At 39.7% G+C, this 12110-nt stretch carries 11 protein-coding genes and 1 riboswitch; of the genes, 2 read left to right on the plus strand and 9 right to left on the minus strand.

All coding sequences use genetic code 11. From position 1 onward, the window contains the following. Positions 1-242 precede the first annotated feature (242 nt). Positions 243-491, plus strand: a complete 249-nt coding sequence (locus ABE65_RS13285) for a ferredoxin (RefSeq protein WP_066395765.1) — start codon at positions 243-245, stop codon at positions 489-491. 193 nt (positions 492-684) lie between these two features. Beyond that, positions 685-2259: a phosphoglycerate dehydrogenase gene (gene serA / locus ABE65_RS13290; RefSeq protein ID WP_156499180.1), complete on the plus strand. Its 1575-nt coding sequence runs from the start codon at positions 685-687 to the stop codon at positions 2257-2259. 51 nt (positions 2260-2310) lie between these two features. Here serA and ABE65_RS13295 read toward each other — a convergent pair whose 3' ends face one another. From ABE65_RS13295 to ABE65_RS13335, 9 genes are all read right to left on the minus strand, one after another. Next, positions 2311-3123: a histidinol-phosphatase gene (locus tag ABE65_RS13295; RefSeq protein WP_066395775.1), complete on the minus strand. Its 813-nt coding sequence runs from the start codon at positions 3121-3123 to the stop codon at positions 2311-2313. 241 nt (positions 3124-3364) lie between these two features. After that, on the minus strand, positions 3365-3910 hold the full coding sequence (locus tag ABE65_RS13300; RefSeq protein WP_228116175.1) for an ECF transporter S component: 546 nt from the start codon (positions 3908-3910) through the stop codon (positions 3365-3367). After that, complete coding sequence (locus ABE65_RS13305; protein ID WP_066395780.1) at positions 3888-4289, minus strand: DUF4430 domain-containing protein; 402 nt, start codon at positions 4287-4289, stop codon at positions 3888-3890. Before ABE65_RS13305 ends, ABE65_RS13300 begins: the two co-directional genes overlap by 23 nt. A gap of 360 nt (positions 4290-4649) precedes the next feature. Then, a riboswitch (cobalamin riboswitch) is annotated at positions 4650-4834 on the minus strand. Between the two features lie 113 nt (positions 4835-4947). Further along, positions 4948-6747 (minus strand): ATP-binding protein, encoded by a 1800-nt coding sequence (locus tag ABE65_RS13310; RefSeq protein WP_066395784.1) that lies wholly within the window; start codon positions 6745-6747, stop codon positions 4948-4950. Beyond that, on the minus strand, positions 6744-7460 hold the full coding sequence (locus ABE65_RS13315) for a response regulator transcription factor (protein ID WP_066395787.1): 717 nt from the start codon (positions 7458-7460) through the stop codon (positions 6744-6746). The genes ABE65_RS13310 and ABE65_RS13315 overlap by 4 nt, the downstream gene beginning before the upstream one ends. A 482-nt stretch (positions 7461-7942) precedes the next feature. Next, a complete protein-coding gene (gene ccsB / locus ABE65_RS13320; protein WP_066395790.1) occupies positions 7943-9127 on the minus strand; it encodes a c-type cytochrome biogenesis protein CcsB in 1185 nt (394 codons plus the stop codon). A 25-nt stretch (positions 9128-9152) separates the two neighbouring features. Then, complete coding sequence (gene resB / locus ABE65_RS13325) at positions 9153-10757, minus strand: cytochrome c biogenesis protein ResB (protein WP_066395792.1); 1605 nt, start codon at positions 10755-10757, stop codon at positions 9153-9155. A gap of 12 nt (positions 10758-10769) precedes the next feature. After that, positions 10770-11294, minus strand: coding sequence for a thiol-disulfide oxidoreductase ResA (resA, locus tag ABE65_RS13330; RefSeq protein ID WP_066400164.1), 525 nt, complete (start codon positions 11292-11294; stop codon positions 10770-10772). Between the two features lie 54 nt (positions 11295-11348). Then, positions 11349-12095, minus strand: coding sequence for a pseudouridine synthase (locus ABE65_RS13335; protein WP_066395794.1), 747 nt, complete (start codon positions 12093-12095; stop codon positions 11349-11351). Between the last annotated feature and the right edge of the window lie 15 nt (positions 12096-12110).

Consider the following 12110-nt stretch of genomic DNA (forward strand, 5'->3'; position numbering starts at 1 on the left):
ATGACAAATATCTATAATAAATCACCACACTTTATCATATAATCTATCTTATCAGATTTAAGGAAATTTAAGAGTAAAAGTGTTATATTAAGAGGAAGATTGGGAATAAAAGATATGACGAGGTCCTAATTTTCTATTGAAATGTAGAGGGATACTTATTACAATATGATTAGTAGACCCTTAATTTAAAATGGTTAAATATGTAAGCGGGTATTTTTTCAATTCCTTAGGAGGTATTCATTATGCCAAAGTATACGATTGTTGACAAAGAAACTTGTATCGCATGTGGAGCATGCGGAGCTGCAGCACCAGACATTTACGATTATGACGACGAAGGAATTGCGTTTGTAACTCTTGACGATAACCAAGGAATCGTTGAAATTCCAGATGTATTGTTAGAAGATATGCAAGATGCATTCGAAGGCTGTCCTACAGACTCCATCAAAGTATCTGATGAGTCATTCGATGGTGATGCATTAAAATTCGAATAGTTTTAATCATACTAGAAACCCTCTTTCATTAGAGGGTTTTTTATTTATTTTATTAAGGATGATTCTCATTGTCAATTAGTTTTCTTATTTTTTGAAACCGCTATCTTAAAAATCATTGTTGTGCCTATCGTCAGAATGTGATAAATTATCAAAATATTGATGCTATTCATAAAGATTGACAAGGGGTGGAACTGTGACAGCAACCGTATTAGTCTGTGATGGAATAACGAGTGAAGGTGTTGAACCGTTAGTAAAACTTGAAGGTGTTGAGCTGATCTTCGGAAAACTTGACGAAATCACCCAACCAGAAAACATTCAAGGAATCATGGTACGAAGTGCAACTAAGATTACAGAAGATGTATTGAATCAGCTACCAGCGCTTCAAATCATCGCACGAGCTGGTGTTGGTGTTGATAATATCGATCTGAATGCAGCAACAAAAAGAGGTGTGCTCGTAGTAAATGCACCTGAAGGAAATACCATTTCAACAGCAGAACATACTTGGGCCATGATGATGGCATTAGTCCGAAACATTCCACAAGCTAATCAATCGGTAAAACAAGGTGAATGGAACCGCAAAAAGTACACGGGCCAAGAGCTCTATCAAAAAACACTAGGAATAGTAGGCATGGGAAGGATCGGCTCTGAACTTGCAAAGCGTGCAAAAAGCTTTTCCATGAACGTACTTGTATTCGACCCTTATTTTCCGAAAGAAAAACAAAAAGAATTATCTGTAACATCTGTCGACCTTGATACGTTAATCCAACAGAGTGACGTTATCACCGTTCATACCCCGCTTACAAAAGATACCCATAAACTATTAAATTTTGATAACTTGCAGTATGCAAAAAAAGGTGCGTTTATCTTAAACTGTGCTCGTGGTGGCATCATCGATGAAGAAGCTCTTCTACACTACTTGGATAACGAACATCTATCTGGATGCGCTCTTGACGTTTTCGAACAAGAACCGCCCGTCAGCCGCTCTTTAGTCGATCATCCTAAAGTAATCGTAACACCTCATATCGCTGCATCAACCGTGCAAGCGCAAAAGAATGTTGCTTATATGGCGAGTGACGAGATTCGTTCTCATTTTTTACATCAACCTTTGAAACACGCTGTAAATTTCCCTTCACTTTCAAAAGATACTTATGAGAAACTGATTGCTTATTACGATTTCTCAAATCTTCTTGGTTCTTTTACGACTCAGTTCTTTAAAGAACCTGTGTCAGAGATTTCAATCGGCTATGGTGGATCCTTATCTGAAACGGATACTTCCTCCCTTACACGCAGTTTTTTGTGTGGCTTTTTAAAAACAAGACTAGATCGCCCTGTTAACGATGTAAACAGTATGGTGGCGGCTAAGGAACAAGGAATTGTAGTCGGTGAAAAGCACGGGACAGATGATCACGGTTATCCAAATATCATCCACGTAAAAGTTACTGGTCTGAACACAACGTTTACACTTTCAGCAACACTCGTTAAAGGCTTTGGAGGCCGGATCATCAAGTTGAACGGCTACACGGTTGATTTTGTTCCACAAGGATCACTTCTGTACATCGAACATCGTGACACACCAGGAATCATCGGAAAAGTAGGAGCATTTTTAGGAGAACGAAACATTAATATCGCAACGATGCACGTCGGCCGTAAATCAGCAGGTGGTGAGGCGATGATGGTCCTTACCTTTGACACGCAGCTTCCAGAATCTACTCAGAAAGAGCTCAGGAGCATCGAGGATCTTCTTGTTTGCAAACCTTTGGATTTGTAATATAGAGATAGCAAAAAGCTCTGCATGATTGCAGAGCTTTTTTATTTGTGTTTATCCTAGATCTACTTCTTTTCTTTCCCCATTCTGAAAAGTCATCAGCTTTGTGTACCCTATTTCTTTTGCAAGCTTTATTGATGACTCATAGTTCTCTCCCACTTGGTGAGGCTCATGGGCATCAGATGAGAGTACGATCGGTATGCCTTTTTTATAGCAAAGGGATAGAAGTTCTGGCTCTGGATAGATTCTTCCGACAGGTTTCCTTAGCCCCGCTGAAGATATCTCTACACACGTTTTTGAATTTTTCAACGCATCGGTTATGCGCTCATACTGTTCTAATAAAAATTCTTGGTCAGTCGGAACATATTTAAAGATCTTGACTAGATCGATATGTCCAACAATATCGAATAGATTTGATTCTGCAAGTGTTACAATTTGATCATAGTACGAACGATACGTGTCATAAAGATCTCGACGGTCCCATTCTTTTCTGTATTCGGCAAGATCTATCCCGAAATCTTCGACCCAGTGCACAGAGCCGATCACATAATCGAATGGATAGGACTTTATGAAAGCCTCCATCTCGGCATGTTTTCCTGGTGTATAATCCATTTCAATCGACATGCGGACGTCCATTCCTAACTGATCTGCACGCTTGAACAGATCCACATAATCGTCCATCTTGTAATAGCGTCTTTCTTCCATCCATGGTTTTGATACGATGTTTTTTGTTTCATAAAAGTGATACGCGTGTTCCGAGATCCCAAACTCTTGTATTCCCTTCTCTTTTGCCGTGTCTACAAATTGTTTTAGATAATCAATCGTTAATGTTCCTTTTTCGAGATGAGAATGGTAATCTGTTAGCATATTAATCTCCTTTTTAAAACGTTTTACCATATGTACCATGAATTCCTTGTTCGTTCAAGAGTTTATGCTCCCAATTTACCTCCGATAAATAAGACGCTTAAGCACATCATTAAAAAGATCACAGCAAAAAAACGGTTCAGATAATCTCGCATTTTGTCCTCCTAGGTAAAAATAAAATCAACTTTATCATCCTATTCAGCTTTTTAACTTTTTGAACCGGTTTTTAAAGAAAAAAAGCTGCCTATTCAAAGGCAGCTTTTTGACTAACATCCTTATTTATATAATTTTCCATCACATACAGAAGTGGTTTGTAAAGAACGATAAAGAACACTACGTTACCAATAGCGTGATTTAGATCAAAAGGAAGACTCGCTAAGTAATACGGCCAGAATTTCTGCATGATGATTCCACCAAAGAGAACAGACATGATGAAACCAAACAGAAAGCCACAGAATCCTGCATAGATAGGGAGCAACAACCAAGGTATCTTATGTCGGTATCTGCCTAAGTATGCGCTCATAACGGCTATCAGCCCCCATGCAAACATCTGACCGAACGTCCACAGGCCATGTCCTAAAAATAGGTTGGTTGTGATCGTACTTAATATTGCGAGTAACAGTCCTTGCGCTGGACCGAGTACGAATGAAGCGAGTATGAGTATCGTCGTATTCGGCTGAACATTCGGTATCATTGAAAAGGCGATTCTGCCTACTGTCAATATTGCAGCAAGTAAGGCGATGATCGTAATTCGTTTGACTGTCAGCTTATTCATACTTGTGAAGGTCAAATTCTACGACATCACCAGGTTTTAATGTAATATCCTTAGCACCCTTCATCGCTTCTTCACCGTTTACAGAAAAAAACCAAGATGTTTTCTCCTGTTCGCTTCCAGCCACGCCTTCAATACTGCTGATAAATGCACCATCGTATTGTGTTTCGATCTTAAAGTTATCTTGCATCACTTCCATGATCGTCGCATCTTTTGCGATATCGACTTTCTTTTCCGTAACTTTTTCTTTACCGTTATCTTTTGTGATCTGAACCGTTACTTGTTCTTTCTTCGTTTCTTCTTGTTTCGGCTGATCCGCTGGTTCTTTCGTTTCAGTCGTTCCACAGCCTACTAAAATCATCATCATTGTTGCTAATACTAAAAGTAATTTTTTCATGATTAACCTCTTCCTAAATAATTTTCTTTATTTCATTGATTTTTGCTTTACTTATTGTTCATTAAACTTCCTCGATAATGTTGATTGTAGCGGAAGATGCGAGACTCCTGCGGGACGAGCGGTCAGGTGAGACCCCTTAAGGCGCAACGCGGCAAGGAGGCTCACCGCACGCCCCGCGGAAAGCGAAGCAACTGGAGCGGAAATCAACCACTTTCTTAAAAGTAACAATATGTAAAATACTTCCTCAGAAAATCACGCAACTAAAAAAATCCCCTTCGGCTACGAAGGAGATTAATAGTATACAGGCAGAAAACAGCAACCGGCCCCGGTACTGTTAAACACCCCCCTATCCTCGTAGGTCATGTCATGTAACAAACAGGCAGGTCTCCTGGCTCTTGATCATCGTCTCCTAACGCCTTCCCGTTTTCACAGTGGCGAAACTATAGGATTCTCACAATTACAGTGGCGGGACCGCAACGGAATCTAACCGTTTTCCCTTTTAAGCTCGTCCAATAAAGGACTGCACCTGTTTAACACTTATGAAATTTTATGAAATCACAATTCCTATTATAAACATATTGGAGAAATTTGTGAAATCCTTTTTTAAAAACGACTATTGTTCCTTATGAAACAAGATTAATCGGGACGTATTGCTAATTTATTTCAACGTTCGCGGAATAACGAAAGAAAATGTCGTGCCTTCATTATTCTTGCTGTGAACGCTGATCTGACCACCATGTGCTTCCACTATGTTTCTTGCAATGGCAAGTCCAAGACCCGTTCCACCTGATTTTCCTCTTGTTCTTGCTTTATCACCTTTATAAAAGCGTTCGAAAACAAATGGTAGATCTTCTTCTTTAATACCTGTCCCATTGTCTTTAACCAAAAACTTCACGTTCTGTTCGCTCACTTCGACAGTCAGGTTAACAAATCCACCTTGAGAAGTATGACGTATCGCATTATCAATCAAATTGGTTAAAACTTGCTCAATCCGGTCTGGATCGATATCCATCTCCTCTTGTAGACTTTTAAGATTTTTCTTAAACTCTAGATTTAACTGAATCTCTCTGTCTTTTGCAGGACCTTGAAATTTTCGCACGATTCTTTCTGCAAAAGGAATAATTGGAAGAGAGCTGTAGTGAAGCTTCATATGACCCGCTTCTAATCTCGCTAGATCGAGAAGTTCGTTAACTAGTCTTCCCATGCGTTTCGATTCATCTAAGATGATTCCTGCTAACTCTTTCTTCTCTTCTTCAGATTCTGCAATATCATCTACGATTGCTTCACTATATCCTTGGAGCATAGCAATCGGCGTCTTCAATTCATGTGAAACATTCGCTACAAAATCTTCTCTAAGCTTGTCCATTCGTCGTTCTTCTGTCATGTCTCGGAGAACAGCGACTGCTCCTCGAATCAAAGATTGGTCATACAACGGCGTCATCACGACTACCCATGAACGGCCTTGTATCGCGATCTCAGTCATCTGTTCACTCTCAAGAGCAACAACTTGTCCAAACAGCTGTCTAACCGTCTCGGGTACGTTTCCGTTAACCTCTGTCTTCATGCCTGATTCGTAATAAAAAGCCTGTAGAAATCGATCAGCAGGAGGATTTGTAACAAGAATGTTCATTTTTCTATCAAAGGTGATCACACCATCAGCCATTGAACTTAAAACACTTGTAAGCTGTTCTTTTTCTTGGTTCAATGCTGTGATGTTGTTTTTTAACTGTCTGCCCATCCGGTTAAAGGTCATACCAAGTTCGCCGATCTCATCATGAGTTAAAATCGGCACTTTCATATCAAACTCACCTTTAGCTACAGAAGTAGCCGCTTCTCTCATCCTTCTAAGTGGTGCTGTAATTCGGGTAGATAAGAAGAACGCAAAGATCGTAGTTAAGATAATCGCGATTCCAGCTGCTAAAAAGATAAGATACTTTGTATGATTCGTCGTCTTTTCCACATTCTCAATGGATTGATAGACGTAAACGGCCCCTGCATTTTCTCCTGAGCCATAAGGTTCACCGTAGATAATCATCGTTTGCATCGTCTCATCGTTTTTATTCAGAACGGGAAAATCTCCGTTTACATAGATCTTTTTACCACTCTCTGCGACAGTTGATAACTGTTCATTCTCTCTGAAAACAGAAACAGGTATATAAGGTGCATCATCGTAAGAGTTCTTAGACATAAACGATTCTTGATTTTCGTCTATGATCATAATAGACATGGAATAAGCTTCAGCCATCTCACTCGTGATACGTATTGCTTCTTCCTTATTCTCGTCGCTTTCCATAATCAACATTACTCGATCTGCCATCTTTGTTAATTGATCACGCGCTTGGTCATCGTAAAACGATTCAAAGAACTGTGTAAGAAGAATGGTAAGAAGCGTTAAAACGACGGAGACTAATAAAAGTATCGTTATCCAAAGTTTACCAACTACACTTCTCCAGATCATTCATTCCCAACCTCAAACTTATATCCTACTCCCCAAACCGTTGCAATCATGGATGCTGCATCCGGTGAGACTTTATTAAGCTTTTCTCTAAGTCTTTTCACGTGTGTGTCCACTGTTCGAAGGTCACCAAAGAATTCATAGTTCCAAACATCTTTTAAAAGTTGTTCGCGTGCATAGACTTTATCTGGTGTCTTTGCTAAATAGTACAACAACTCATATTCTTTTGGTGTTAAGTTAACTTCTTTTCCGCCAGCTGTTACACGGTGAGCATCGTGATCGATCGTAAGGTGCTTAAACACAACCACGTTCTTAGCAACGGTCTCGGTTTGAAGGAACTTTGTAGGAGAAGACCTTCTTAACAGTGCTTTTACACGCAGAATAACTTCTCTTGGGCTGAAAGGCTTTGCGATATAATCGTCCGTACCTGCTTCGAATCCTTCTATACGATTAAGCTCTTCTCCTTTAGCTGTTAACATGATAACAGGAGTCGCTTTCTTCTCTCTTAATTTTTCACAAACCTCAATCCCATCCATACCCGGAAGCATAAGGTCGAGCAAGATCAGATCAAAATTAATGGATACTGCCATCTGTAGCGCATCCTCACCGTTTTCTGCTTCATGAACTTCGTAGTTCTCACGCTCAAGATACATCGTTAATAGTTTTCGAATTCTTTCTTCATCATCAACAACTAGAATTTTAGCTTCTGTATCCATATTCAATCCTCCACTTAAAATCTGATAAACAAGATTTTTTCCTGTCTCTATCATACATGAAACCAAGTACACTAAACAAACCGGACATGCTGTCTATCTATTTTCTTTTAAGTATGTATCAAAGTTGTTTCATAAAAGTAGTTGATTTCCGTTTCAGGTGCTCGCTTTCCGCAGGGCAGGCGGTGAGCCACATTCGTTCGTTTCACTCTTAAGTGTCTCACCTGTCTAGTTGCAGTGGCTAAACGAGCCACTTACACTTTTAGGACTGCCCGCCTTAAGAAGTTCCTTGCTCCTGCGTCTACAAGTGATGCTTCGTAGTAAGCTTCCTCGTCGCATGCCTTGCAAGGAGTAACTCATGTGGTAGGCACGCACCTTCCACTCCAATCAACTGTCTAAGAAGACAACGATTTTAATAATACAACCGTTTAGACAAGAGCGCTTTTAAAAAAGTCTCTCTAATGAAAGAGAGACTTTTAAAATCTTTAAGCGTATGAATGCAATCCTACAAGAACAAGGTTTACCGCGATCAAGTTAAATGTGATGATCCAGAACCCTAACACACAAAGCCAAGCAGACTTTTCTCCGTGCCAGCCTCTTGATAATCGCAAATGAAGGAAAGCAGCATAGAACAAGAACGTGATAAGAGCCCATACTTCTTTTGGATCCCATCCCCAGAATCTTGACCAAGCTTGCTGAGCCCAAATCATTGCAAAGATAAGTGCTCCTAGCGTAAAGATAGGAAAACCAATCGCAACTGCTCGATAACTGATCTCATCCAGAAGATCTGGTTTCATTCTCACTTTTGTCTGTAGAGCTGCTGCTATTCGTTTTCTTAATATCAAACGAAGCAAGCCGTAAAGTACAGCTCCTGCGAGTAGTGACCAGATGAACGTATTTAGCTTGATAGAAGCATCAACACCGTTCATCCACGATGGTGTAGAAAATAATGGTCCGAAAGAATCGTCGAGTTGCTCTCCATTACTTGGACCAGCGATAGCCGGCATATCGTAAACTACTTTAACTGCTTTATTGTTATCATCCATCATCTCAAATGTTGATTCATACCCAACACCTTTGAACCCAATGGAAACGAAGATAAACCCAACAACAGCAATCAAGCTGTAAAGGATGATCTCTAACCATAGAGTCTTTTTTGACGAAACCGTTTGATCAACGGTACGGATCAAGTAAATCAGTCCTGATACGAAAGAGATCGCAAGGATTCCTTCTCCTAAGGCTGCTGTCGTAACATGAATTTTCAGCCAGTCACTTTGTAGTGCAGGAATCAGTGGAGAGATATCTCTCGGAAACATGCTCGCGTACGCGATGACCAAAACGGCGATCGGCATCGCAAACACGCCTAGACCGTTCGTTCGATAGATCATATACAAAATAATAAATGCGAGTACCATCATCATCCCAAAAAACGTAGTAAACTCAAATAAGTTACTTACAGGAGCATGTCCACTAGCCATCCACCTTGTAATAAAATAGCCTAATTGAGCTGCAAAACCTACACAAGAACTAATGAACCCTATTTTTCCCCATTTTTTTGTATGAGCCGCATCTTTTCCCTTTTTATCAGAAATAGACATTGCAAAGAATAGAGTAGAGAACAAGTAAATAATAAATGCACTATATAAAAGTGTACTGCTGATTTCAGCCATCATTAACCCTCCCGCTTGAACAGCTTTACTTTGAAGCTGTTTCTTTTTCTTCTAAAGGTGTGAGATTGGTCTTATCAGACAGAAATTCCACATCTTTTTTTAAGCCATACCAGTTTTTATTCGTATGAGCAGCGGCCCATACTTCACCTGCGTTTTGTTTGATCCATATTCTTCTATAGTTCCAATACAACCCTTGGGTAACACCAATCATAAAGATGATTCCGCCAAGAGCGATGATCCAAAGCGTATGGTCTTTTCGCACTGTAAGCGCCGTTAGGTCTTTCGTTTCAATACCAGCGAAAGACATTTTAAACTGATTTTCACCTGAATCTATGTTTTTCTGTATCCCTACAAATGCTTTTTCTCCTTCTGGTGTTTTAGGAGAATACATAGAGAATACAAACGCTGGATTATCTGGCAAATTATTAACGGTCGATGGCTGATTCTGTTCGTTTAGTACGAAGTTCGGAAAATATTCTTCGATCTTAACTTTGTAGCCTTTCCCAAGATCATACTCTTTTTTAGGATCATGAAGATCAACGGTTAATTTACCAAACTTATTACCTGTTGCTTTTTCTTCGAGCTCAAAGCTCATCTTGTAAAACTCATTAAGCTTAAAGTCCGTTTGATATAGAGCAAACGAGTCGAACTTAAACGGTTCGTTCACTCGAATCTCACCGCTCTTCACTTTTTCGAGCTCTGGCTCTGCTCCAATCGTATGGTTCTCTTTTGTTTTATAGAGTGTTACGTTACTTTGATAGTTCTTTGCAACTTCTCCATCTACAGAGCTTAGTGCACTATTAAACTTCTTTTCTTCCTTATCATACATCTCAAGTATGAAATCGTTGTTTTCTAGATAATACTGTCCTTGTTCGCTTGAAGTGCCTGGAATCGAAGCTTTCTCTCCTTCACGAACCCACAAGATATCGTCAACATACATTCCTGGAAAGAATCGAAGCATCGCTCCTGTTAAAAAGATAATGAGTCCAACATGGTTTACATAAGCACCCCATCTTGAAAAGCGTCCCTTTTCTGCAAAAAGGTTTCCGTTTTCTTCTCGAACTTTATAACGAAGAGATTCTAGCGTGTACTTGATCTCATCAAGTTCCACATCACTGCTTTTTGAGAACAAGCGCTGATTCTTCATGAATTGATCATGTCTTGTTACTCTTTGTGTCTTTAAAGCTTTATAAAGCGGTATACCCCGATCTAGGCTGGCAATAATGATAGAGAGTCCTAACATTCCTAGTAAAAGGATGAACCACCATGAACCATATAGGTTATGAAAGCCTAACAAATAATAGATGAGTCCGAGCGTACCGTATTCGCTTTCATAATGAGTCGCAGGATCAACATTTGGAGGTATGAATGTCTCTTGTGGAAAAATGGTCCCGATCGCTGCTGCTACTAAAATAATAACAATAAGCCAAACTCCGACTTTTACAGAAGAAAAGAAATTCCAAATCTTATCCACAAACGTTTGTTTATAGGTCTGAGATCGTCTTGCGCTTCCTTCATATCTCATGCTAGATAGTATCTCAACATCTTGTTTCAACGGTTTACCGCATGCTTGACAAAGGCTTGTTCCGTATGGGTTAGAGTGGCCGCATTCACATGTTATCGTTTGCATCATTTCACCCCGTTACGGCTTTATTTTTTCCATGAAGGAAATAATTTTTTTCTCTGATAATGATTCACTCGTCCGCTCCACTACTTTTCCGTTCTTATCTATCAAGATTGTAGTTGGAATCGGTCCTATACCGTAAGCTTTTGTTACTTCTCTTTGCTTGTCCATAGGGATAGGAAAGCTCATTCGATAGCGATCAGCAAAATTTTTAACGGATACATTCGTTTCGCTGACATTCACAGCAAGTATTTCTATACCTTGATCTTTGTACTTCTCATATTGTCTTTGCATATAGGGCATCTCTCGTTCACACGGTTTACACCACGTACCCCAGAAATTCAAGAAAACACCTTTACCACGGTAATCTTCTAACTCTACTTGTTTGCCATTCAAATCGGTTAGTACAAAATTGGGAGCCTTATCGCCTTTACTTATGTATGTACCTGACTCTTCATTCATACTGTTGTAGATCGTATAACCGACCGCAACAACTAAAATGGCAAGCAGAGCAGAGCGAAACCACAACCTATTTTTTTTCAACATCCATCCGCTCCTTTAAGCCGCTTCCATTTTACTATAACTTGAAAAAAAAGCCTATCTACGGCTTTTTTTTGACGTTTGTGTGACAGCCAGATTTCTTAGCTGTTTGATTTCATGTGGAGTAAGTTCTCTAAACTCACCTGGGTTAAGGCCTTTTAGATCTAAATAGCCGTATCTTTCACGCTTTAATTTCATAACTGGCGTCCCAATCGCTTCAAGCATACGCTTAACTTGACGGTTCTTTCCTTCGTGAATGGTTAGTTCGATGATCGCCGTTCCCTTTTTCTTATCAATCGATGTTACTTTCACTTTGGCAGGAGCTGTCATTCCGTCCTCTAAGCGAATTCCTCTTTCAAGTTGCTTGATTCTCTCTCTTGAAGGAATTCCTTTTACTTTAGCAATGTACACTTTATCAAGTTGATAACGCGGATGCATAAGAACGTTCGCAAACTCACCATCGTTCGTCATAATGATGACACCTGTTGTATCATAATCCAATCTTCCAACAGGGAACACACGCTGTTCAATAATGTCTTTAAAGTAATCAGCTACTACTTTTCTTCCCTTATCATCCGAAACAGCCGTTATGACACCAGAAGGTTTATACATCAAAAAATAAACGGGTTGTTCCCGTTGAATTTGAATCTCATTCACTTCAATCTTATCTTTTGTACCTACTTTTGTGCCGAGTTCGGTCACTACATTTCCGTTCACTTTTACTTTGCCTTCACGAATTAACTCCTCTGCTTTTCTTCTGGAAGTTACGCCGCTTTGTGCAATTACTTTTTGCAATCGTTCCATGATTTCACCTCATGT

Source organism: Fictibacillus phosphorivorans (genome assembly GCF_001629705.1).
GTDB lineage: Bacteria > Bacillota > Bacilli > Bacillales > Fictibacillaceae > Fictibacillus > Fictibacillus phosphorivorans_A.

Bases quoted from the DNA above. Each gene is read 5' to 3' on its own strand.
- ABE65_RS13335 (WP_066395794.1), bottom strand. From the start codon at position 12,095: ATGGAACGATTGCAAAAAGTAATTGCACAAAGCGGCGTAACTTCCAGA.
- resB (WP_066395792.1), bottom strand. From the start codon at position 10,757: ATGCAAACGATAACATGTGAATGCGGCCACTCTAACCCATACGGAACA.
- ABE65_RS13310 (WP_066395784.1), bottom strand. From the start codon at position 6,747: ATGATCTGGAGAAGTGTAGTTGGTAAACTTTGGATAACGATACTTTTA.
- ABE65_RS13315 (WP_066395787.1), bottom strand. From the start codon at position 7,460: ATGGATACAGAAGCTAAAATTCTAGTTGTTGATGATGAAGAAAGAATT.
- ABE65_RS13295 (WP_066395775.1), bottom strand. From the start codon at position 3,123: ATGCTAACAGATTACCATTCTCATCTCGAAAAAGGAACATTAACGATT.
- ABE65_RS13285 (WP_066395765.1), top strand. From the start codon at position 243: ATGCCAAAGTATACGATTGTTGACAAAGAAACTTGTATCGCATGTGGA.
- ccsB (WP_066395790.1), bottom strand. From the start codon at position 9,127: ATGGCTGAAATCAGCAGTACACTTTTATATAGTGCATTTATTATTTAC.
- ABE65_RS13305 (WP_066395780.1), bottom strand. From the start codon at position 4,289: ATGAAAAAATTACTTTTAGTATTAGCAACAATGATGATGATTTTAGTA.